The sequence below is a fragment of the Paraburkholderia sp. BR10882 genome, from assembly GCF_040948855.1.
GTDB classification, from domain to species: domain Bacteria; phylum Pseudomonadota; class Gammaproteobacteria; order Burkholderiales; family Burkholderiaceae; genus Paraburkholderia; species Paraburkholderia nodosa_A.
In genome coordinates, this window is sequence record NZ_JBFPKP010000001.1 from 197,499 (window position 1) to 219,589 (window position 22,091).

Genomic DNA, 22,091 nt, shown 5'->3' on the forward strand with positions numbered 1-22,091 from the left:
TGCTTCATGGCAAAGTTCTTTATTGATCGCCCAATCTTTGCATGGGTGATCGCCATCATCCTGATGCTGGCGGGTGTGGCGTCGGTGTTCACGCTGCCGGTCGCGCAGTATCCGACCATCGCGCCGCCTTCCATCCAGATCAGCGCGAACTATCCGGGCGCATCGGCCAAGACGGTGGAAAACACGGTCACGCAGGTGATCGAGCAGCAGATGAGCGGTCTCGACCACCTGCTGTACATCTCGTCGACTTCCGATGACTCGGGCACGGCTACGATCACGCTGACTTTCGCGGCGGGCACCAACCCCGACATCGCGCAGGTGCAGGTGCAGAACAAGCTGCAGCTCGCCACGCCGATTCTGCCGCAGGTCGTGCAGCAACTTGGCATCAGCGTCACGAAATCGAGCAGCAGCTTCCTGCTGGTGCTCGCGTTCGTGTCCGAAGACGGCAGCATGACCAAGTACGACCTCGCGAACTACGTGGCGTCGAACGTGAAAGACCCGATCAGCCGTATCGACGGCGTGGGTACGGTCACGCTGTTCGGCTCGCAGTACGCGATGCGTGTCTGGCTCGATCCAAACAAGCTCACGAACTTCCAGCTAACGCCAACCGACGTCACAGCGGCAATCACCGCGCAGAACGTGCAGATCGCGGGCGGTCAGCTGGGCGGCACGCCGGCGGTGGCGGGGCAGGCGTTCCAGGCGACCATCACCGAATCGACGCTGCTGCAGACGCCCGAGCAGTTCGGCAACATCCTGCTGAAGGTGAACCAGGACGGCTCGCAGGTGCGCTTGAAGGACGTGGCGCGTATTGGTCTGGGTGGCGAAAACTACAACTTCGACACGAAGTACAACGGTGCGCCGACGGCCGGTCTGGGCATTCAGCTCGCGACGGGCGCCAACGCGCTGCAGACCGCGAAGCTCGTGCGCCAGAAGATCGACGACCTCTCGAGGTACTTCCCGCACGGTCTCGTCGTGAAGTACCCGTATGACACGACGCCGTTCGTGCGCCTGTCGATCGAGGAAGTGATCAAGACGCTGCTGGAAGGCATCGTGCTGGTGTTCCTCGTGATGTACCTGTTCCTGCAGAATCTGCGCGCGACGTTGATTCCGACGATCGCGGTGCCGGTGGTGCTGCTGGGCACGTTCGCGATCATGGCGGCGGTGGGCTTCTCGATCAACACGCTGTCGATGTTCGGTCTCGTGCTCGCCATTGGCCTGCTGGTGGACGACGCGATCGTGGTCGTGGAGAACGTCGAGCGGGTGATGGTGGAAGAGGGGTTAGGGCCGAAGGAGGCCACCCGCAAGGCGATGGGCCAGATTACCGGCGCACTCGTTGGCGTGGCGCTCGTGCTTTCCGCGGTGTTCGTGCCGGTGGCGTTTTCGGGCGGCTCGGTCGGCGCCATCTACCGGCAGTTCTCGCTCACGATCGTGGCGGCGATGGTGCTGTCCGTGCTCGTCGCGCTGATTCTCACGCCGGCGTTGTGCGCGACCATCCTCAAGCCGATTCCGAAGGGTCATCACGAAGAGAAGAAGGGCTTCTTCGGCTGGTTCAACCGTACGTTCGAGACGAGCCGGGACAAGTATCACTCCGGCGTGCACCATGTGATCAAGCGCTCGGGCCGCTGGCTCATCATCTATCTCGCGGTGATCGTCGCGGTCGGCCTGCTGTTCGTGCGCCTGCCGAAGTCGTTCCTGCCCGATGAAGACCAAGGGACGATGTTCGTGATCGTGCAGACGCCCGTGGGCTCGACCCAGGAAACGACGGCACGCACGCTCGCCAACATCCAGAACTGGCTGCTCAAGGACGAAGGCAGCATCGTCGAGTCGGTGTTCACGGTGAACGGCTTCAGCTTCGCGGGCCGTGGCCAGAACTCGGGTCTCGTGTTCGTACGGATGAAGGACTACAAGCAGCGTCAGAACGCGGACCAGAAGGTCCAGGCGCTGGTGCGGCGTATGTTCATGCACTATGCGGGCTACAAGGACGCGATGGTGTTCCCGGTGAATCCGCCATCGATTCCTGAACTCGGCACCGCGTCGGGCTTCGACTTCGAATTGCAGGACCGCGGAGGTCTCGGTCACGAGAAGCTGATGGAAGCGCGCAACATGCTGCTCGGCATGGCTGCGAAGGATCCGACGCTCGCACTCGTGCGCCCGAACGGCCTGAACGACACGCCGCAGTTCACCGTGGACATCGACCGCGAAAAGGCCGAGGCGCTCGGTGTGACGGCGGCCGCGGTCGACCAGACCTTCTCGATCGCGTGGGCGTCGGCGTACGTGAACAACTTCCTCGACACGGACGGCCGTATCAAGAAGGTGTACGTGATGGCCGACGCACCGTTCCGCATGACGCCGGAGGACATGAACCTCTGGTACGTGCGCAACAGCGCGGGCGGAATGGCGCCGTTCGGCTCGGTCGCGAAAGGCCGCTGGACCTTCGGTTCGCCGAAGCTCGAACGCTACAACGGCATTTCCGCTCTGGAAATCCAGGGTCAGGCGGGGCAGGGCAAGTCGACCGGCCAGGCCATGACGGCCATGGAGCAGATCGCGGCGAAGCTGCCCGCGGGTATCGGCTACGAATGGACGGGCCTGTCGTATCAGGAGCGCCAGTCGGGCTCGCAGGCGCCGATCCTGTACGGCATCTCGATCCTCGTCGTGTTCCTGTGTCTCGCGGCGCTGTATGAAAGCTGGTCGATTCCGTTCGCGGTCATCATGGTGGTGCCGCTCGGCGTGCTCGGTGCGCTGCTGGCGGTGACCTTGCGCGGCCTCGAGAACGACGTGTTCTTCCAGGTGGGTCTGTTGACCACCGTGGGTCTCTCGGCGAAGAACGCGATTCTGATCGTGGAGTTCGCGCGCGATCTGCAGGCCGAGGGAAAGATGGGACCGATCGAGGCGGCGCTCGAAGCTTCGCGACTGCGTCTGCGGCCGATTCTCATGACGTCGATGGCGTTCATTCTCGGCGTGCTGCCGCTCGCGATCAGTAACGGCGCGGGTTCGGCTTCGCAGCACGCGATCGGCACGGGCGTGATCGGCGGGATGATCACGGCCACGTTCCTCGCGATCTTCATGATCCCGATGTTCTTCGTGGTGATTCGCGCGAAGTTCGCCGGCGAGAAGGAGGACGCGGACGTCGCGCTCCAGCACTACGAAGAGCACCACGCGCACGACCACGACCAGGACAATGGCGCGAATGGTGGTGGCGCTCAGGGTGGCAACGACCGTGGTGGCGAAGGTGGCAACGGCGGCAGCAACGGCGACGGCCCGGGCAAGGAAGGACATTGAGATGCATAAACTATCCGTAATTGCAGCGGCCGCTGCGCTCCTCGCGGGTTGCACGATGGAGCCGTGGTACCACCGGCCTGAAGCGCCGGTGTCGCAGAGCTTCCCGCAAGGCGGCGTGTACGCGACGCAGCCGGTTGCCGGGGGCGCGAATGGCCAGAACGGCCAGGCCGCCCCGAGCGCCAATGGCGCCGCGGCTACCGACATCGGCTGGCGCGAGTTCTTCGTCGATCCGCGTCTGCAGCAGCTCGTCGACATCGCGCTGAAGAACAACCGCGATCTGCGCGTGTCGGTGCTCAACGTCGAGGCGGCGCGCGCGCAGTATCAGATCACGCGCGCCGAGCTGTTCCCGGCGATCAACGGCGTGGCCACGGACACGCGCACGCGCACACCGAGGGATCTGCTGACCACACCGAACAGTCCGAACCCGTACAGCGTCTACAACGTGGGCGTGCAGGCGTCGTGGGAGCTGGACTTCTGGGGGCGCATCCGCAGCCTGAAGGACCAGGCGTTGGCGCAGTACCTCTCGACGGCGTATGCACGCAAGGCAGCGGAAATCACGCTGGTTTCGGAAGTCGCGGACCAGTACCTGACCATGCTCTCCGACGACGAGCTGCTCAAGGTCACGCAGGAAACGCTCAAGACGGCGCAGGACTCGTACAACATCGCGAAGGCGCAGTTCGATACGGGCACCGGCACCGAGCTCGATTTGCGTCAGGCGCAGACCGTGGTCGAGAACGCGCAGGCCAACATGCAGGCGCAACTTCGCGCACGCGCCCAAGCCGAAAACGCACTCGTGCTGCTGATCGGCGAGCCGCTGCCGGCGGATCTGCCGCAAGGCCTGCCGCTCGACGGCCAGCCGCTGGTCAACGACATTCCGGCAGGCCTGCCTTCGGATCTGCTCACGCGTCGTCCGGACATCATGCAGGCTGAGCAAACACTGCTTGCGGCAAACGCCAATATCGGCGCGGCGCGTGCGGCGTTCTTCCCGAAGATCTCGCTCACGGCGGCGTTCGGCACCGAAAGCCTCTCGCTCGGCGGGCTCTTCAAGGCGGGCACGGCGGCGTGGAGTTTCGTGCCGCAGATCACGCTGCCGATCTTCGAAGGCGGCTCGAACATCGCGAACCTGCAACTCGCGAACGTCGAGAAGCGCATCGAGATCGCCAACTACGAGAAGTCGATCCAGTCGGCGTTCCGCGAAGTGGCCGACGGCCTGGCTGCACGGGGCACCTACGACGAGCAGATCGCCGCGCTCGAGCGCAGCACTTTTGCGAACCAGCGCTCGCTCACGCTTTCGGAACTGCGCTACAAAAACGGCGTGGACAGCTATCTGCCGGTGCTGGCCGCGCAGACCAGCCTCTACACGGCGCAGCAGTCGCTCGTCACGGCGCGCCTTGCGCGCCTGACCAACCTCGTCGATCTGTATCGCGCGCTGGGCGGCGGCTGGATCGCGCATGCAGGCGAGACGCCGCGCGAGCCCGATGCGCCAGCCGATTACGGCGCGGCCAGCGCGCCCGCAGCGGCTTCGGCGGCTACGGCGACGGCGGGATAACGCTCTACGGTTTCGGAATCGGAAGCCAGAACGCCACGGGAGACCGTGGCGTTTTTTTTCGCGTGTGAGCGTGCGCAGCGCGGTTAAAAAAAGCGCCATGGTTTCCCATGGCGCCGAACCAGCAAAAGACCCCGCCCGCCTGTGTATGGATGGGCACCTGCGAGCGGGGCACCTCTCGCGTCAACTCAATACATTCAAACCCGGTTCGATCAGTGCAGTGAGATCGACTCAGTGCGCGGCCGAGCGCGGCATTTCGTGGCCCGTATCCGGCGTCGGCGCGGCATCGGGGCGGCCTTCGAAATCGTGCCCGGCGCGGCGGATGGCGCGCTCGGCGGCTTTCTCGCTCTTCGCACCGTTGAAGATCAGGTTCAGCACCACCGCCGAAACCGAAGCGAGCAGGATGCCGCTATGGAGCAGCGGCGAAAGCGCGGGCGGCAGCTTGGCGAAGAAGTGCGGCGACACCACCGGCACGAGGCCGAAACCCACGCTCACGGCCACGATGAACAGGTTGTGCTGGTTCTTCACGAAGTCCACGCGAGAGAGCACCTTGATGCCGTTCGCCGCCACCATGCCGAACATCACGATGCCTGCGCCGCCCAGCACGAAGGCGGGCACGGAGGCGACCATCTGCGCCATCTTCGGAAAGAGGCCGAGCAGCACGAGAATCACGCCGCCCATCGCGCACACATAGCGGCTCTTCACGCCCGTCACGCCGATCAAGCCCACGTTCTGCGAGAACGACGTATGCGGGAACGAGTTGAAGATGCCGCCGATCATCGTGCCGAGACCGTCGACGCGCAGGCCGCGCACGAGCGTGGCCTGATCGACGGGGCGCTCGACCATGTCGCCTACCGCGAGGAACATGCCCGTCGATTCGATGAAGGTGACGAACATCACGATCACCATCGTCGCGATCGGCAGGATGTGGAACTTCGGCATGCCGAAGTGGAACGGCATGACGATGCCGACCCACGGCGCGCTGGCCATGCCTTCGAGGTTCACGCGACCGAGCGCAAGCGCGATGGCGAAGCCCGCGACGATGCCGAGCAGCACCGAGATATTGGCGATGAAGCCGCGCCCGAACTTGTTGATGAGCAGGATCAGCATCAGCACGAGCAGCGAGAGGCCGAGGTAGATCGGGTTGCCGTAGTCGGGGTTGCCCACGCCGCCCGCGGCCCAGTTGATGCCCACTTCCATGAGCGAGAGGCCGATCACTGCGATCACGGTGCCCACCACAACAGGCGGGAAGAAGCGCAGCAGCTTGCCGATCATCGGCGCGATCACGATGCCGATTGCGCCCGCCGCGATGGTCGAGCCGAAGATGTCGAGCAGGCCGAGCGACGGATTGGTGCCGATGGCGATCATCGGACCCACCGAGGCGAACGTGCAGCCCATGATCACGGGCAGGCGGATGCCGAAGATCCAGAGGCCGAGCGTCTGGATCAGCGTGGCGATGCCGCAGGCGAACAGGTCGGCGCTGATGAGGAAGGCGACCTGGTCCTTCGGCAGCCCGATCGCGCCGCCGACGATGAGCGGCACGGCCACCGCGCCTGCGTACATCACGAGCACGTGCTGGATGCCGAGTGTCAGCAGCTGGCTGAACGGCAGGCGCTCGTCGCAGGGGTGGACCTGCTTCTGGCCAGACCGCTGGGCGGCCTGGTCCTCAATGCCCTTGGCTTGCATGTCGTCTGTCTCCGTCTCTTGGTTTAAGGGTATGGCCTCCAAGGTATGCGGTAAGAAAATATGCAACAAGACCACTGGAGACTATTCCGTGCTTTCCGGCGACGATATGCGCCCGTCGCGATCGGCCGGCGACATAAGGGTGGGATCGGCGCGCGTGGCGGCATCATGGCGGCGTCGCGAGGCGCCGGTTCGGACCGCGCGTGCGGCGGCGCAAGGCGGGGAGCCCCCTGTTTGCGGCGATTGGGCGGCTCCGCGCTGTGGGTGCCGCGGCGCGGCGTGGCGGTACGGCGCCATGGCGGAGCGCGTGCAGGTGGCTCGAAGTGAGGCCGGCGATGCCCAGCGGGTCATGTCATCTATGGCAGCGTCGTTATGATCTCTATTTCGAATGCGCAATGTGAGCCATTTTGCATCCCGCGAACACCCACCGGGTTAACCCGCAAATGGGCATGATTCGCGTCGAAATCGGCTGCGTTGCACGCGGGTTCGCGGCAGGTTTGAATCCCCCGCTCAACGCACATTCGGCGGCGTGCTCGCCGGTATGATCGTTCTTCCCGTCCTCACCCACCTCGCACATCGTTCCCCATGAGCCCATCGCAGACGCGTTTTCTCGGTATCGACCTCGGCACCGGTTCACTCAAGCTCGGCATCATCGATGGCGATGGCGTCGAGCGTGCCGCCGCGAGCGTGGCCTATGCGCTCGAAACACCGCAGCCCGGCTGGGCCGAGATCGCCGTGGATCGGTGGTGGGACGCGCTCGTCGCGGCCTGCGCGCGACTGCCGGAGAGCGAGCGCGCCGCGGTGCGTGGCATCGGCTTTTCCGGACAGATGCACGGCGTCGTGCTCACCGACGAAGCGGGCCGCGCGTTGCGCCCCGCGATGCTCTGGCCCGACACGCGCGCGCATGCGCTGCTCGACGCGTGGCCCGACGACCCCGAACATCCGCAGCCCAACCCCGTGGCCCCTGGCATGGCGGGGCCGCTGCTGCGCTGGGTTCTGCAGCACGAGCCGCAAGTCGCACAAGCCGCGCGCTGGGCGCTGCAGCCGAAGGACTGGCTGCGCGTGGCGCTCGGTGGCGCAGTCAAAGGCGATCCGTCGGATGCGTGCGCGACGGCGCTCGCCGCACCCGACGGCATGTGGGACTTCGCGCTGATCGAGCGCCTCGGACTGCCGGCGCGGTGGTTTGCGCCGCTGGCCGCGTCGCATGAAGCGAGCGGCGCGCTGAGCGCGCAAGCCGCGCAGGCGCTCGGGCTGCCCGCCGGCATCGTGCTCGCGACGGGCGCGGGCGACACGCCTTGCGCCGCGTTCGGCAGCGGCCTGGCCGACGAAGGCGACGCGCTCCTCACGACGGGCACAGGCGGCCAGATCGTCGTGACTGCGCGCAGCGAGCCGCGCGCACGGCGCGGGCTGCATCGCTACCGCTCGGCGACGGGCGGCTGGTACACCATGGCCGCCATGCAGAACGTGGGCGTGGCGCTGGAAGCGGCACGCGGCTGGCTGGCCTACGACTGGGCTTCGGCTTACGCGGATGCGTTCGCCGTGCCGCCGTCGGCGACGCTCGCGTTCCTGCCTTACCTGAGCGGCGAGCGCTCGCCGTGGCTCGACCCCGCGGCGCGCGGCGGCTGGCTGGGCGCTGCGCTCGGCGACTCGCGCGGCACGCTCATGCGCGCGGCGTTCGAGGGCGTCGCGTTTGCGTTGCGTGCAGGCCTCGATGCCGTGCGCAGCACCCGTGAAGCCGCCGATGGAGACACGCGGGATGCGCGCAGTGTGCCGACGCTCAAGCTCGCGGGCGGCGGCTCGGTGGATGCGCGCTGGCGGCAGTTGCTCGCCGACACGCTCGACGCGGACCTCTACGCGATCGACTGCCCGAACGCAGCGGCGCGCGGCGCCGCGATGCTGGGCGGCCTCGCCTGTGGACACTGGCGCATGAGCGACCTCGCGGTGCTTGCGCCGGCCGCGACGCAAGTGGCGTCGCCGCGCGAAGACGCCGCGCTCGCGCAGCGCTATGCGCGCTTCATCGATCTATACGGCCGCGTTCGAACCTGGTTCGCACCGGCATCGGTCCGCGCGCCGGCAAGGTGCTCATCGAGGTGAAGCCGTAGAAGCAAAAAAGGCGTTGCCACCGCGAGGGGCAACGCCTTTCTCATTGGGCGCACGAAGCGTTCTAGCGACGCCCGATCAGACTCGCGCCGTAGACGAGCGCGGCGAGCGCGGTGATCCAGAAGCTGGTGGGCCAGTCGGTGTAGAACGCGAGCGTCACGCCGAGCCACGCCTGCACGAGCGCGAGCAGCGCGGCGAGCACGAGGCCGGTGGACAGACGCGTGGTGAGATTCTGCGCGGCGGCGGCCGGACCGACCATCAGCGTAAAGACGAGCAGCACGCCGACGATCTGCGTGCACGCCGCCACCGCGAGCGCGGCGATGGCGAGGAACAGCATCGAGACCGCGCGCAGCGACACGCCCTTCGCTTCGGCGAGTTCGGGCTGCAGCGAGGCGAACAGCAGCGGCCGCATGATGGCGCCCAGCGCCGCCAGGCTCGCCGCGGCGAGGGCGGCCAGCACGCCGAGCGTCTCGCGGTTCACGCCCAGCACGTTGCCGAACAGCAGCGCCGTGACCTGCGTGGCATACGACGTGAAGAAGTGCAGAAACAGCAGGCCGAAGCCGAGCGCGAGCGAAAGAATCACGCCGATCGCGACATCGCGGCCCGCGAGCTTTTCGCCGAGCGCGCCCATCGAAACGCCGGCGGCGAGCGTGAAGCCCACCATGCCCCACAGCGGCGAGACGCCGAGCAGCACGGCGCCCGTCGCGCCCGTGAAACCCACGTGCGAGAGCGCGTGGCCCGCGAAGGTCTGCCCGCGCATCACGAGGAAATAGCCCACCACGCCCGCGAGCACCGCGACGATGCCCGACGCCGCGAAGGCGTTCACCATGAAATCGTATTCAAGCATCGTGCGTGTGGCCGTGTGTGTTGTCGTTGTTGTCGCCGTGGGCATGTCCGTGCGCGTGGCCATGGCCGCCGTGGTCGTGGCCATGGTCGTGGCCATGGTCGTGCTCATGCTCGTGGTCGTGCTTTTCGACTTCCACGTCGCCCGACATCACGAAGATGCGGCCCTTCATGCGCATCACTTCGATCGGCGAGCCGTAGAGGCGCGAGAGCACGGGCGCGGTGATGACTTCATCGACGCTGCCGAGCGCGGCCACGCCGTTGCCGAGATAGAGCACGCGATCGAGCGCGTTGAGGAGCGGGTTGAGTTCGTGCGCGGAGAACAGCACCGCGATGCCGAGCTCGCGCTGCACGCGGCGCACGAGTTCGACCACGCCGCGCTGGTGGTTGGGGTCGAGGCTGATGAGCGGCTCGTCGAGCAGCAGCAGCTTCGGGTCGCCGAGCAGGCATTGCGCGAGCAGCAGGCGCTGGCGTTCGCCGCCCGAAAGCTCCGAAAGCGGGCGGTCCGCCAGTGCGGTCGCCCCCACGAGATCGAGCACGCGCGCGACGTCGGCGCGCGTGGCGGCGTCGGCGCGCGGCAGGCCCCAGCGGTGGCCGTCGGCGGCCATCGCCACGAAGTCGCGGCCACGCACGCGGCGGCTCGCGAGCGCCGTGCGCGTTTGCGGCATATAGCCGATTCTTGCGTTGCCGCGCGCGACCGGCTCGCCCAGCACGCGGATCGCGCCGTGCGAGGCCGGCACGAGGCCGAGAATCGCCCGCATGAGCGTGGTCTTGCCCGCGCCATTCGGGCCGAGCACGCCGATGAATTCGCCCTGGTTCACCGCGAAGTTCGCGTCGCGCAGGATCGTGCGCTCGCCGAGCGTCAGCGTCACGCCCGCTAGCGTGAGCACAGGCGTGGGCGCGCGGTGCGCGCCGTTATGCCGTGCGTTGCGCGATGAAGCGATATCGGTGGGCGAAGAGCCGGCCCCGGTCATGACATCTGTCCTTGCTGAATACGGTTAGTGTTGCCCTGCTGTTCCCGCTGCCAGCGCCTTGTCGAGCGCGTCGAGCTGCGCGAGCATCCATTGCTGGAAGGTCACGCCGGCCGGCTGCGTCTCGGTCACGCTCACGGACGGCACCTTCGACTGCTTCGCGAGCGCCAGCATGCGCCGCGTGAGCGCCTCGGTCGCCTGGCTGTTATAGATCAGCACGTGCACGCGGTGCTCGCGCAGGTCGCGCTCGAACGCGGCGATGTCCGAGGCGCTTGCCTCGGTGTCGTTCATCGCCGCGAGCTGGAAGCGCAGGTTGCGCATGTCGAGGCCGATCGCATCCGACATATAGCCGAACACCGGCTCCGTCGCCGTGACGGGCTGCCCCTGGTAGCGCGCGCGCAGCGCCGCGACCTTGGCGTCGACCGGCTGCAGCGAGGCGAGGAACGTTGCCAGGTTGGCATCGTACACGCTCTTGTGCGCGGGGTCCGCTGCGCCGAGCGCGGCGCTCACGGCGCGCGCCACGGCGGGCATCGTCTTCGGGTCGTACCAGAGGTGCGGATTGTCGCCCGCTTTCTTGCCGACGAGGTCCGCCGCGACGATCGTCGTGCGGTTGGCGCCGTTCTTGCCGGCGCCGGTGGCGCCGAGCAGCTTGGTCATCCACGGGTCGTAATCGGCGCCGTTGTACACCACTACGCGCGCATTCTGAAGCGCGCGCGCGGTCTTCGGGCTGGCTTCGAAGAGGTGCGGGTCCTGGTCGGGATTGCTCAGGATGCTCGTCACGTTCACGTAATTACCGCCGATCTGCTTGACGACATCGCCGTAGAAGTTCTCCGCCGCGACAACCGGAATCGTGGCGCTGACAGCCTGCGCCGCCAGGGCTGCGCTCGCGCCGCCGAACGCGCCGACCAGCGCGAGCGCGAGCCCGCCCGCGAGGCGCGCGAGCGTGACGCGACGGCGCGCGTCTGTGGTGGCAGACCGGGGCGTGCAGTTGGCGCGGCTGAACGTGATCATGGTTCTATCCTTGTCTATAGGGAGCCTGAAAGCGGACGCGGTCGCGTCGGCGTCGCGAAGGCGAGATGATATAACGTATCACTTCGATTGGCGAGTCAGCTCGTCCTCCGGTCAGGGGGCCGGTTCTGCAGGCCGCAGCCAGTGGAGGCTTGCGCGTCGCACCATCGAAATCTCGGCCAATCGCGTTTGTTCGCCTTGACAGTCTCCGACTCGTATCCGATCATTCGATCAACGACAGAGCAAATGCTCACATGTCGGGCGATCGCTCAGCTGCTCCTCTGGAGCGTCTGTCGGGCGCGCCCCGCACGAACGAAATTGGAGACACCTGTGGCACACACCGCGACCCCGGCGGCCGGACGTTTGCAGGACAAGGTAGCCGTGCTGACTGGCGCGGCGAGCGGCATTGGCGAGGCGGTCGCGCAGCGTTATCTGGACGAAGGCGCGCGCTGCGTGCTAGTGGACGTGAAGCCCGCCGGGTCCGTCGCGCCAACGCTGGCCGCCGCGTACCCCGAGCGCGTGCTCGCGATCTCCGCCGACGTCACCCGCCGTGAGGACATCGATCGCATCGTGGAGAGCGCGGTCGAACGCTTCGGCCGCATCGACATCCTCTTCAACAACGCGGCGCTCTTCGACATGCGCCCGCTCCTCGACGAATCCTGGGACGTGTACGACCGCCTCTTCGCGGTGAACGTGAAGGGCATGTTCTTCCTCATGCAGGCCGTGGCGCGCCGCATGGTCGAGCAGGGCCAGGGCGGCAAGATCATCAACATGTCGTCGCAGGCGGGCCGCCGCGGCGAAGCGCTCGTCTCCCACTACTGCGCAACCAAGGCCGCCGTGCTGAGCTACACGCAGTCGGCGGCGCTGGCGCTCGCGCCCCATCGCATCAACGTGAACGGCATCGCGCCGGGCGTGGTCGACACGCCCATGTGGGAGCAGGTCGACGCGCTCTTCGCACGCTACGAGCATCGTCCGCCCGGCGAGAAGAAGCGCCTCGTGGGCGAGGCCGTGCCGCTCGGGCGCATGGGCCTGCCCGAGGACCTCACGGGCGCCGCGCTCTTTCTCGCTTCCGCCGACGCCGATTACATCACCGCGCAGACCCTCAACGTCGACGGCGGAAACTGGATGAGCTGAATTTCCCGCAACCCTTGCCCAACGCATCACGACAGCAGCCCGGCTGCAGCAAGACATAACGCAACGAACAAGGAGACAACGTCATGAAGCCAGCAATGAAGACCGCCGCAAAGTGCATAAGTCGAGCGGCGAGCGTGGGTGCACTCGTCGCGGCGGCGAGCGCCGCGCACGCGCAGACCGTCACGATCGCGATGTTGAACAACCCGGACATGATCGAGCTGAAGAAGCTCTCGCCGGCCTTCGAAAAGGCCAATCCGGGCATCAAGCTGAACTGGGTGATTCTCGAAGAAAACGTGCTGCGCCAGCGTGCCACCACCGACATCACGACCAACAGCGGCCAGTTCGACGTGATGATGATCGGCACCTACGAGGCGCCGCAATGGGGCAAGCGCGGCTGGATCGTGCCGATGACGAACCTGCCCGCGAGCTACGACCTCGACGACGTGGTGAAGACCGCGCGCGATGGCCTCTCGTACAACGGCACGCTCTACGCGCTGCCGTTCTACGTCGAAAGCTCGATGACGTATTACCGCAAGGACCTGTTCGACAAGAAGGGCCTCAAGATGCCCGAGCAGCCGACCTATGACCAGATCAAGGACTTCGCCGACAAGCTCACCGACAAGTCCGCCGGCACCTACGGCATCTGCCTGCGCGGCAAGGCCGGCTGGGGCGAGAACATGGCGTATGTGACGACGGTCGCGAACACCTTCGGCGGCCGCTGGTTCGACGAAAAGTGGCAGGCGCAGCTCACTTCGCCAGAGTGGAAGAAGGCGGTGAACTTCTACGTCGACATGCTGAAGAAGGATGGCCCGCCGGGAGCCAGCTCGAACGGCTTCAACGAAAACCTCACGCTGATGTCGTCGGGCAAGTGCGCGATGTGGATCGACGCGACGGTGGCAGCCGGCATCCTCTACAACAAGCAGCAGTCGCAGGTGGCCGACAAGATCGGCTTCGCGGCCGCGCCGACCGAAGCCACGCCCAACGGCGCGCACTGGCTGTGGTCGTGGGCGCTCGCGGTGCCGAAGTCGTCGAAGTCGCAGGACGCCGCGAAGAAGTTCATCGAATGGGCCACCTCGAAAGAGTACGTCCAGATGGTCGCGCAGGACGAGGGCTGGGCTTCGGTGCCCTCGGGCACGCGGATTTCGACCTATCAGAATCCCGAGTACAAGAAGGCCGCGCCGTTCTCCGAGTTCGTGCTGAAGGCGATCCAGACCGCCGATCCGACGCATCCGACCGCGAAGCCGGTGCCGTACACGGGTATCCAGTTCGTCGGGATTCCTGAGTTCCAGTCGTTCGGTACGGTCGTGGGCCAGAGCATTGCGGGCGCCGTGGCAGGGCAGATGAGCGTCGATCAGGCGCTGACCGCCGGTAACGCCGCTGCCAACCGTGCCGTGGCGCAAGCCGGGTATCAGAAGTAACTGCGGGAAGTCGGGCTGCGCCGTTCAGGCAGCCAGCGTAGTAGCGCGAGTGCGCGCGCCGGGCGACCCGGCGCGGCGCGCGCACTCGCGACAGCCGATGCCGCGCCGTGTTCCATAGAGGCGCGCAACCGAGAAGGGTGGTCCTCATGCGTCATCTCCATCTCCCCATGCCTATATTCAATCGAGCGCGCACGCCACAGAAACCGCAGCAGGTCGAATCGCGCCGCTCGGCCTCACGCTGGCTCGTGACGCCGTCCGTGGCGGTGCTGCTGCTGTGGATGACGATCCCGCTCGCGATGACGATCTGGTATTCGTTCACGCGATACAACCTGCTGAACCCCGATCTCAAGGGATTCGCGGGCTTCGACAACTACAGGTTCCTCGCTACCGATCCCTCGTTCGTGCCGTCGATCGTGCACACCATCGAGCTGATCGTGGCGGTGCTCGTGATCACCGTGGTCGGCGGCGTGCTGATGGCGGTGCTGTTCGACCGCAAGTTCATCGGTCAGGGCGTCGCGCGCCTGTTCGCGATCGCGCCGTTCTTCGTGATGCCCACGGTGAGCGCGCTGATCTGGAAGAACATGATCCTGCATCCGGTGTACGGCCTCGTGGCCATCGCCATGCGCTCGATAGGCATGACGCCGATCGACTGGTTCGCCGTCTATCCGCTCACCGCGGTCATCATGATCGTGGCGTGGCAGTGGCTGCCGTTCGCGTTCCTCATTCTCTTCACGGCGATCCAGTCGCTCGACCAGGAGCAGAAGGAAGCCGCGAAGATCGACGGCGCGGGCCCGATCGCCTTGTTCTTCTACATCACGCTGCCGCACCTGCGGCGCGCGATTGCCGTCGTCGTGATGATGGAAACCATCTTCCTGCTGTCGATCTTCGCCGAGATCTACACGACCACGGGCGGCGGTCCCGGCAACGCGACCACCAACCTCACTTACCTGATCTACTCGATGGGCCTGCAGCAGTTCGACGTGGGCATCGCTTCGGCTGGCGGCATTCTCGCCGTCGTGCTGGCGAACATCGTGTCGTTCTTCCTCGTGCGCATGCTCGCGCGCAACCTCAAAGGGGAGTACGAAAAATGAGCCAGATTACCGCTACGCCCGCGCAATCGCCCGACGCGGTCAAGCATTCGTCGCCGATGCAGTTCATCGGGCGCGTGCTGCCGGGGCTGCTTGCCTGGCTGATCGCGATCGCGCTGTTCTTCCCGATCTTCTGGATGACGATCACGGCGTTCAAGACCGAGCAGCAGGCCTATATCCCGACGATCTTCTTCCTGCCCACGCTCGACAGCTTCAGAGAGGTGTTCGCGCGCAGCAACTACTTCGCGTTCGCGTGGAATTCGGTGATGATTTCGGCCGGCGTGACGATCGTCTGCCTGATCCTTGCCGTGCCCGCGGCCTACGCGATGGCGTTCTTCCCGAACAAGCGCACGCAGGGAATTCTGCTGTGGATGCTCTCCACCAAGATGATGCCTTCGGTGGGCGTGCTCGTGCCGATTTACCTGCTGTGGAAGAACTCGGGGCTCCTCGACACCGTGAGCGGGCTGGTGATCGTCTACACGCTCATCAATCTGCCGATCGCAGTGTGGATGGCGTACACGTACTTCAACGAGATTCCCAAAGACATTCTCGAAGCCGGACGCATGGACGGCGCGGCCACCTGGCAGGAAATCGTCTATCTGCTCATGCCGATGGCGGTGCCGGGGCTCGCATCTACCGCGCTGCTGTTGATCATTCTTTCGTGGAACGAAGCGTTCTGGAGCATCAACCTCTCCAGCTCGAACGCCGCGCCGCTGACGGTGTTCATCGCGTCGTACTCGAGCCCCGAGGGGCTGTTCTGGGCGAAGCTTTCCGCTGCGTCGCTGCTCGCGGTCGCGCCGGTGCTGATCGTCGGCTGGCTGTCGCAGAAGCAACTGGTGCGCGGCCTTACCTTCGGGGCGGTCAAGTAATGGCCAATGCGATGTCCAGTCAAGCCCTGATCTGCGATTGCGACGGCGTGCTGATCGACAGCGAAGCCGTAGCGGCACGCGTGCTGGTGCGCGAACTCGAAGCGCGCTGGCCCGGCGTGGACGCGGCGCCCGTCGTCATGCCGCTGCTCGGCCAGCGCATCGAGCGCGTGCTGGGCGGCGCGGGCGAAGCGCTCGGGCGCAGCCTCACCGCCGCCGACGTCGATGCGATCCGCACCGTGGCCGAAGCCGAAGCGCGCGAAGCGCCGCTATTTCCGGGCGTCGTGGCGGCACTGGAAGCCGTGGCGCTCACCAAGGCCTGTGCGAGCAACAGCTACACGGCGGTGGTGCGCGAGGTGCTGGCGCGCAACGGGCTCGATCGCTTCTTTGGCGCGCGCGTGTACTGCGCCGATATCGTCGCCCGGCCGAAGCCCGCGCCCGACGTCTATCTCGCGGCGGCGCAGGGCATGGATGTCGCGCCCGCCGCGTGCCTCGTGGTCGAGGACAGCGTGACGGGCGTGAGCGCGGCGCGCGCGGCCGGCATGACGGTGCTCGGCTTCGTGGGCGGCACGCACGTGGGCGGCGACGCGCACGCGCACGAGTTGCGCGAAGCGGGTGCAAGCGAAATCTTCGACGATATGACGACGCTGCCCGCGCGGGTGGCGTACTGGATGAACAAGGCGCAAACGCGTTCGAACTGAACCGGCTTAGGCAGGCTTAGGCAGACTCAAGCAGAAACGGAGACACATCATGGCAAGCGTGATCCTCAGAGACGTACTGAAGCGCTACGACGACAACGAAGTGCTGCGCGACGTGAACCTCGACATCGGTGACGGCGAATTCGTCGTGTTCGTGGGCCCGAGCGGCTGCGGCAAGACCACGCTCATGCGCATGATCGCGGGGCTGGAGGACATCAGCGGCGGCGACCTGATGATCGACGGCACGCGCATGAACGACGTGCCGCCGGCCAAGCGCGGCATTGCGATGGTGTTCCAGTCGTACGCGCTGTATCCGCACATGACGCTGTACGACAACATGGCGTTCGGTCTCAAGCTCGCGGGCGCGAAGAAGCCCGAAATCGACGCGGCCGTGAAGAACGCCGCGAAGATCCTCCACATCGACCATCTGCTCGACCGCAAGCCCAAGCAGCTCTCGGGCGGCCAACGCCAGCGCGTGGCGATCGGGCGCGCGATCACGCGCAAGCCGAAGGTGTTCCTGTTCGACGAACCGCTCTCGAACCTCGACGCCGCGCTGCGCGTGAAGATGCGCCTCGAATTTGCGCGCCTGCACGACGAACTCAAGACGACGATGATCTACGTGACGCACGATCAGGTCGAAGCGATGACGCTCGCCGACAAGATCGTCGTGCTCTCGGCAGGCAATGTCGAACAGGTCGGCAGTCCGAACCGTCTATATCACGCGCCGGCAAACCGCTTCGTGGCGGGCTTCATCGGCTCGCCGAAGATGAATTTCCTCGACGGCACGGTGCAGCAGATCGGCAGCGACGGCATCGTCGTGCGCTACGAAACGGGCGATACGCAGAAGGTGGGCGTCGAGCCGGGCAAGGCGCGCGAGGGCGACAAGGTGACGGTGGGCATCCGCCCCGAGCATCTGCACATCATGACGGGCGCGGAGGGCGTGAGCGCGAAGGCGATGACGGTCGAGTCGCTCGGCGACGCCGCCTATCTGTACGCCGAATGCCCGGTCGCGCCCGATGGCCTGATCGCGCGCATTCCGCCGCTGGAGCGTCACGATCGCGGCGAGGCGTTCAAGGTGGGCTCGACGCCCGACCATTGCCACCTCTTCGACGCGAACGGCCAGGCGTTCGAGCGTCGCTTCGCGCAGCAACTGGCTGCGTGAATTCACTGGCTTGCCGGACGCACCGCCTCGGAGGAGGGTGAGACGGTGTCTTGTGTGGCGAGGTACCTGAGGTTGCCTTTGTTAGCCCGCTTCGTGCGGGCGCTTTTTTGGGGCTTAGCGTTCGATCGCGGCGCGCGCGCACAGCTCGTCGGTGACGAGCCCGGAGAGCCAGCCGCCGTTGAGCGCCGCGATCACCGCTTCGCGCTTGCGCGCGCCGCCGGCGAAGCCGATGGTCGGGCGGCGCGGCGGCGAATCGAGGTACACGCTCGTCACGCGGCGGCCCGTGGGCGAATCGACGCGCTTGCCGGCGGCGTCGATCGGCAGGCCGAGCATTTCGGCGATGGCGCCCTGGTCCATCAGTTCGCGCACTTCGTCGGAGGTGATGAAGCCGTCCTCATGCAGCGGGCAATGCTCGCCGATGTTGCCGATGCCGACGAACGCGACATCGGCCTCGCCCGACAGCGACTCGACGATGCGATAGAGCCGGTGATTGCACCATTGCGCGCGCTCGGCCTCGCTATCCGCGATGAGCGGCGCGGGCAGCAGAAAGTGCTTGCCGCCCGTTTTCTCGGAGATATGCAGCGCGACGTCGTAGCGGTTCGACGAACCATCCTGGGCGATCGCGCCCACCATCGATACCAGCCGATGCTGCGGCCGCTCCAGCTGCGCGATCTGATCGACGGCGGCCTTGAGCGTTCGACCGCTGCTCACGGCCACCACCATCGGCCGCTCTTCGCCCAGATAGCGCTCCATCACCTGCGCCCCTGCCACGGCGAGCTTGCGGTCGATTTCCTCGGGCGTGTCATTGTCCACGGGCACCACTTCGCAAACCGAAAGGCCGTAGCGCTTCGAAAGCGCGTCGGCGAGCGCGAGGCAGTCGGCGAGACGATGATCGACGCGCACGCGAATGAGGTTCTTCTCGACCGCGAACGCGACGAGGCGCTGCGCGACCGGGCGCGACACCTGCAGCTTCTCGGCGATTTCGTTCTGGGTGTTGCCGGCCACGTAGTAGAGCCAGGCGGCGCGGGTCGCGAGATCGAGTTTTTCGGTGGACTTGGGCACGATGGGGGTCGGGGGGATGCGGGGCCGAAGTGTACTTCACGCGTTACGCGAGGCGTTCGCGCGAGGGCTCGAAGAGCGGGCGCACGTGGCGGTACAGCGCGCGGTAGGCAGTGAGCCGCTCGCGCAGCGCCGCGTGGCGCGCCGCATTCGGCGCGTACTCGGCCACCACGGGCGGCTTGGTCAGCACTTCACGCGCGTTGCCGCCTGCCGCGAGCCAGCCAAGGCGGGCCGCTCCGAGCGCCGCGCCCGTCTCGCCGCCGCCGTGCTGGCGCGTGGGCGTGTCGAATGCGTCTGCAACCAGTTGCGCCCAGTAGCCGCTGCGCGCGCCGCCGCCCAGCATCGACAGCGCGCCCACTTCGGTGCCCGCGGCCGCGAGCGCGTCGAGGCCGTCGGTGAGCGCGAGCGTCACGCCTTCGAGCACGGCGTAGCCGAGCAGTGCGCGGTCGGTCGCGTGCGTCATGCCGAAGAACACGCCCTGCGCATACGGGTCGTTGTGCGGCGTGCGCTCGCCCGAGAGATACGGCAGGAAGAGCGGGGCTTCGGCGAGGGTTGGCGCGTTGAGCTGCTCGACTTCGGCGAGCAGCGTGGGCTCGTTCGTGCCCGTGAGCTTGCAGACCCAGCGCAGGCAACTCGCCGCCGAAAGCACGACGCTCATCTGGTGCCAGCGGTCCGGAATCGCGTGGCAGAACGCGTGCACGGCAGAAGCGGGATTTGGCCGGAAGCGGTCGCCCACCACGCAAAGCACGCCAGAGGTGCCGAGCGAGACGAAGCCGTCGCCGGGCTGCGTGGCGCCGATGCCGATGGCGCTCGTCGCGTTGTCGCCGCCGCCCGCTGCCACGACCACGTCCTCGCGCAGACCGAACTCGCGTGCGAGCGCAGGCAGCAGCGTGCCGGAGGGCGCGCTGCCTTCGGCGAGCGCGGGCATTTGCGCGCGCGTCATGTTGCAGGCGTCGAGCAGCGCATCGGACCAGTCGCGTTTGGCCACGTCGAGCCAGAGCGTGCCCGCGGCATCCGAAGGATCGGAGACCTTGCCGCCGGTGAGCTGCAGGCGCAGATAGTCCTTCGGCAGCAGCACACAGGCCGTCTCGCGAAAGATCTGCGGCTCGTGGCGCGCGACCCACAGCAGTTTCGGCGCGGTGAAGCCCGGCATGGCGAGATTGCCCGCAATGCGATGCAGCTGCGGCGCACGTGCGGTGAGTTCGGCGCATTCGTCCACCGCGCGCATATCGTTCCAGAGGATCGCGGGGCGCAAGACGTTGTCGTGCGCGTCGAGCAGCACCGCGCCGTGCATCTGGCCGGAGAGGCCAATGCCGCGCACCTGCGCGAATTCGTGAGGATGCGCCTCGCGCAGCGCGGCGAGCGCGCGGCGCGTGCCGTCCCACCAGTCGGCGGGATTCTGCTCGGACCAGCGCGGGTGAGGGCGCGAGACGACGAAGGGCGTGCCGGCAGTGCCGATCACGCGGCCGTCGGGCGCGAGCAGCAGGACTTTCACTTCGGAGGTGCCGAGGTCGATGCCGAGATACATAGGCGCGCTGAAGTCGTGAGGAGAGTTGCGCTACTTTAGCCGCGCGCCGGGCGCGACGCCATGCGCGCCGACCCGGAGGGCGCGCGTGGCACGGGTGTTGCGGATTGCGCTGCGGTCTTTTTTCAAACGCTGCAGCCGCGAGAGGCGAGCCACTGGTCCACGCGCGTGAGCGCGCCGCGCACCGCGCCGCCCAGAGTCGGGTTGCCGGCGAGGCCGCCCCACAGCAGCTTGTCGCCGAGAAACGTCGAGACGGGGTCGCCGGTTTCGAACATGCGGTGGACGGCCGCTTCGTCCATCACGCCGTCCTGGTAGCGGTAGGGCAGCGTGCCCTTGTGCCAGCGTTCCAGAAAGCGCAGGAAGAGCGCAGGCAGCACGGCCGTGGCGGCGGGCGTCGCGCCCGCGGCGATGCGTTGCGCGAGCGTGGGCGCGATGAAGCCCGGGATCTTCGAGTAGCCGTCGGCGGCCACGCGCTGGTTCGTGTCCTGGATGTACGGATTGCTGAAGCGTTCGAGCACGACGTCGCGATACTTCGCGAGATCGAGCGGGCTGGGCGTGAGGCAGGGAATCACGTCTTCGCTCACGTACTCGCGCGCGAAGGTACGGATGTCGGCGTCGTGGGTGCCTTCGTGGATGAAGTCGAGCGCGATGAGCGTGCCCGCCCACGCAATGCAGCTGTGCGTGGCATTGAGGATGCGGATCTTCGCTTCCTCGTAGGGCATCACCGATTCGACCATTTCCGCGCCGGCGCGCTCCCAGGCGGGCCGCCCCGCGCAGAAGTGATCCTCGATCACCCACTGGATGAACGCTTCGCCCATCACCGGACAGGCGTCGTCCACGCCGGTCGCCGCTTTCACGCGCTCGCGCACGTCGGGCGTGGGGCGCGGCGTGATGCGGTCGACCATGGAGTCGGGGCACGCCGTGTTGGCATCGAACCAGTCGCGCAGATCCGTTGCGCCGCGCAGCGCGAGGAATTCGCGCATGCCCGCGTGAAAGCGCTTGCCGTTGCTGCGCAGGTTGTCGCAGGTCTGCAGCGTGACGGGGCCGCCGTCACGTGCCATGCGCGCTTCGAGGATCGCGGCGAGCGCGCCGTAAATCGTCGTGCGGCCGCCCTTGAGGTCGGCGGCGAGGTCGGGGTTCGCGGTGTCGAGGCGGTCGTGCTCGTCGAGGTAATAGCCGCCTTCGGTCACCGTAAACGCGATGATCCTGCAGTTCGCGTCGGCGCCTGCATCGATCAGGCTCGCGAGATCGGCCGACCACGGCAGCACGCGCGTAATCGAGCGGATCGTCTCGTAGGCGCGCTCGCCCTGCGGCGTGACTGTTTCGAGCGTGTAGACGCCGTTTTGCGCGGCCAGCGCCTCCATCACGGCGTTCATGTCGGAGCGGATGTTGCCGACGGTGAGCGACCATGCGGCCTCGTCGGGCTTGCGCGCGAGGTTCACGCGATGCAGGTACCACGCCTGATGCGCCCGGTGAAACGACCCGCCGCCGATGTGCAGGATCACGTTCGCATTGCTGCGTTCGGTGTTCATTCGGTGTCTCCTTACTCAAAGCGGCCGATCGGCTCAAGCCTGAGCAATTGCTCTAGTGATGAACGAATGATCGTATCCGGTCGGTCGAAAGTCAAGCGGGCGAGGGCGGTTTTCGGTGGCGCGCTGCGGCGGGCGATGGCGCGCGGGCAACGCACGCACGTGCGCCGCCTGCGGACGGA

The 22,091-nt window shown here is 66.7% G+C and carries 15 protein-coding genes and 1 pseudogene; 9 read left to right on the forward strand and 7 right to left on the reverse strand.

Annotation, left to right across the window (positions count from 1 at the left end):
- Positions 1 to 6: 6 nt before the first annotated feature.
- Together AB3X99_RS00875 and AB3X99_RS00880 are read left to right on the forward strand one after the other, a co-directional pair.
- Positions 7 to 3,279, forward strand: coding sequence for an efflux RND transporter permease subunit (locus AB3X99_RS00875; protein WP_069262835.1), 3,273 nt, complete (start codon positions 7 to 9; stop codon positions 3,277 to 3,279).
- Between the two features lies 1 nt (position 3,280).
- Positions 3,281 to 4,828, forward strand: coding sequence for an efflux transporter outer membrane subunit (locus AB3X99_RS00880; protein ID WP_368615921.1), 1,548 nt, complete (start codon positions 3,281 to 3,283; stop codon positions 4,826 to 4,828).
- 228 nt (positions 4,829 to 5,056) lie between these two features.
- Here the strand turns inward: AB3X99_RS00880 and AB3X99_RS00885 are convergent, their stop codons facing one another.
- Complete coding sequence (locus AB3X99_RS00885) at positions 5,057 to 6,511, reverse strand: nucleobase:cation symporter-2 family protein (RefSeq protein ID WP_069262833.1); 1,455 nt, start codon at positions 6,509 to 6,511, stop codon at positions 5,057 to 5,059.
- Between the two features lie 582 nt (positions 6,512 to 7,093).
- Between AB3X99_RS00885 and AB3X99_RS00890 the strand changes: the two genes are divergently transcribed.
- The gene (locus AB3X99_RS00890; protein WP_368615922.1) at positions 7,094 to 8,602 is read left to right on the forward strand and encodes a xylulokinase; all 1,509 of its coding nucleotides are present in this window, start codon (positions 7,094 to 7,096) and stop codon (positions 8,600 to 8,602) included.
- Between the two features lie 70 nt (positions 8,603 to 8,672).
- On the opposite strand, the gene AB3X99_RS00895 is transcribed toward AB3X99_RS00890, so the two are convergent.
- Genes AB3X99_RS00895 through AB3X99_RS00905 form a run of 3 tightly spaced genes read right to left on the reverse strand, consistent with a single transcriptional unit; the run spans position 8,673 to position 11,433 of the window.
- The gene (locus AB3X99_RS00895; protein ID WP_368615923.1) at positions 8,673 to 9,455 is read right to left on the reverse strand and encodes a metal ABC transporter permease; all 783 of its coding nucleotides are present in this window, start codon (positions 9,453 to 9,455) and stop codon (positions 8,673 to 8,675) included.
- On the reverse strand, positions 9,448 to 10,425 hold the full coding sequence (locus tag AB3X99_RS00900; RefSeq protein ID WP_368615924.1) for an ABC transporter ATP-binding protein: 978 nt from the start codon (positions 10,423 to 10,425) through the stop codon (positions 9,448 to 9,450). Before AB3X99_RS00900 ends, AB3X99_RS00895 begins: the two co-directional genes overlap by 8 nt.
- 24 nt (positions 10,426 to 10,449) lie before the next feature.
- Positions 10,450 to 11,433 (reverse strand): metal ABC transporter solute-binding protein, encoded by a 984-nt coding sequence (locus AB3X99_RS00905; RefSeq protein WP_368615925.1) that lies wholly within the window; start codon positions 11,431 to 11,433, stop codon positions 10,450 to 10,452.
- 327 nt (positions 11,434 to 11,760) lie between these two features.
- Here AB3X99_RS00905 and AB3X99_RS00910 point away from each other — a divergent pair, with 327 nt between their 5' ends.
- The 6 genes and pseudogenes from AB3X99_RS00910 to AB3X99_RS00935 all read left to right on the forward strand — a co-directional run bounded on the left by AB3X99_RS00910 (position 11,761) and on the right by AB3X99_RS00935 (position 17,796).
- On the forward strand, positions 11,761 to 12,564 hold the full coding sequence (locus tag AB3X99_RS00910; protein WP_368607031.1) for an L-iditol 2-dehydrogenase: 804 nt from the start codon (positions 11,761 to 11,763) through the stop codon (positions 12,562 to 12,564).
- An 83-nt stretch (positions 12,565 to 12,647) separates the two neighbouring features.
- Positions 12,648 to 13,982 carry a sugar ABC transporter substrate-binding protein gene (locus AB3X99_RS00915; protein WP_342948460.1) on the forward strand — a complete coding sequence of 445 codons (1,335 nt, stop codon included), beginning with the start codon at positions 12,648 to 12,650 and terminating at the stop codon, positions 13,980 to 13,982.
- A 233-nt stretch (positions 13,983 to 14,215) separates the two neighbouring features.
- Positions 14,216 to 15,073: pseudogene (locus AB3X99_RS00920) on the forward strand (carbohydrate ABC transporter permease); the annotation flags it as partial.
- A complete protein-coding gene (locus tag AB3X99_RS00925; protein WP_069262826.1) occupies positions 15,070 to 15,939 on the forward strand; it encodes a carbohydrate ABC transporter permease in 870 nt (289 codons plus the stop codon). The pseudogene AB3X99_RS00920 and the gene AB3X99_RS00925, both read left to right, overlap by 4 nt.
- A gap of 11 nt (positions 15,940 to 15,950) precedes the next feature.
- Entirely contained in the window at positions 15,951 to 16,637 is a 687-nt protein-coding gene (locus AB3X99_RS00930; protein ID WP_368615926.1) for an HAD family hydrolase, read from the forward strand.
- 49 nt (positions 16,638 to 16,686) lie between these two features.
- Positions 16,687 to 17,796, forward strand: coding sequence for a sn-glycerol-3-phosphate ABC transporter ATP-binding protein UgpC (locus tag AB3X99_RS00935; protein ID WP_342948463.1), 1,110 nt, complete (start codon positions 16,687 to 16,689; stop codon positions 17,794 to 17,796).
- 114 nt (positions 17,797 to 17,910) lie between these two features.
- On the opposite strand, the gene AB3X99_RS00940 is transcribed toward AB3X99_RS00935, so the two are convergent.
- The 3 genes from AB3X99_RS00940 to dalD all read right to left on the reverse strand — a co-directional run bounded on the left by AB3X99_RS00940 (position 17,911) and on the right by dalD (position 21,912).
- The gene (locus AB3X99_RS00940) at positions 17,911 to 18,858 is read right to left on the reverse strand and encodes a sugar-binding transcriptional regulator (protein WP_342948464.1); all 948 of its coding nucleotides are present in this window, start codon (positions 18,856 to 18,858) and stop codon (positions 17,911 to 17,913) included.
- Positions 18,859 to 18,901: 43 nt separating this feature from the next.
- Complete coding sequence (gene xylB / locus AB3X99_RS00945; protein ID WP_069262822.1) at positions 18,902 to 20,383, reverse strand: xylulokinase; 1,482 nt, start codon at positions 20,381 to 20,383, stop codon at positions 18,902 to 18,904.
- A 122-nt stretch (positions 20,384 to 20,505) separates the two neighbouring features.
- The gene (gene dalD / locus AB3X99_RS00950) at positions 20,506 to 21,912 is read right to left on the reverse strand and encodes a D-arabinitol 4-dehydrogenase (protein WP_368615927.1); all 1,407 of its coding nucleotides are present in this window, start codon (positions 21,910 to 21,912) and stop codon (positions 20,506 to 20,508) included.
- Positions 21,913 to 22,091: the final 179 nt, after the last annotated feature.

Excerpts from the sequence above, each read along its gene's own strand:
- AB3X99_RS00935 (WP_342948463.1), top strand. The coding sequence starts at position 16,687 with ATGGCAAGCGTGATCCTCAGAGACGTACTGAAGCGCTACGACGACAAC.
- AB3X99_RS00890 (WP_368615922.1), top strand. The coding sequence starts at position 7,094 with ATGAGCCCATCGCAGACGCGTTTTCTCGGTATCGACCTCGGCACCGGT.
- AB3X99_RS00880 (WP_368615921.1), top strand. The coding sequence starts at position 3,281 with ATGCATAAACTATCCGTAATTGCAGCGGCCGCTGCGCTCCTCGCGGGT.
- xylB (WP_069262822.1), bottom strand. The coding sequence starts at position 20,383 with ATGTATCTCGGCATCGACCTCGGCACCTCCGAAGTGAAAGTCCTGCTG.
- AB3X99_RS00885 (WP_069262833.1), bottom strand. The coding sequence starts at position 6,511 with ATGCAAGCCAAGGGCATTGAGGACCAGGCCGCCCAGCGGTCTGGCCAG.
- AB3X99_RS00925 (WP_069262826.1), top strand. The coding sequence starts at position 15,070 with ATGAGCCAGATTACCGCTACGCCCGCGCAATCGCCCGACGCGGTCAAG.
- AB3X99_RS00905 (WP_368615925.1), bottom strand. The coding sequence starts at position 11,433 with ATGATCACGTTCAGCCGCGCCAACTGCACGCCCCGGTCTGCCACCACA.
- AB3X99_RS00900 (WP_368615924.1), bottom strand. The coding sequence starts at position 10,425 with ATGACCGGGGCCGGCTCTTCGCCCACCGATATCGCTTCATCGCGCAAC.
- AB3X99_RS00875 (WP_069262835.1), top strand. The coding sequence starts at position 7 with ATGGCAAAGTTCTTTATTGATCGCCCAATCTTTGCATGGGTGATCGCC.
- AB3X99_RS00895 (WP_368615923.1), bottom strand. The coding sequence starts at position 9,455 with ATGCTTGAATACGATTTCATGGTGAACGCCTTCGCGGCGTCGGGCATC.
- AB3X99_RS00930 (WP_368615926.1), top strand. The coding sequence starts at position 15,951 with ATGTCCAGTCAAGCCCTGATCTGCGATTGCGACGGCGTGCTGATCGAC.
- dalD (WP_368615927.1), bottom strand. The coding sequence starts at position 21,912 with ATGAACACCGAACGCAGCAATGCGAACGTGATCCTGCACATCGGCGGC.
- AB3X99_RS00915 (WP_342948460.1), top strand. The coding sequence starts at position 12,648 with ATGAAGCCAGCAATGAAGACCGCCGCAAAGTGCATAAGTCGAGCGGCG.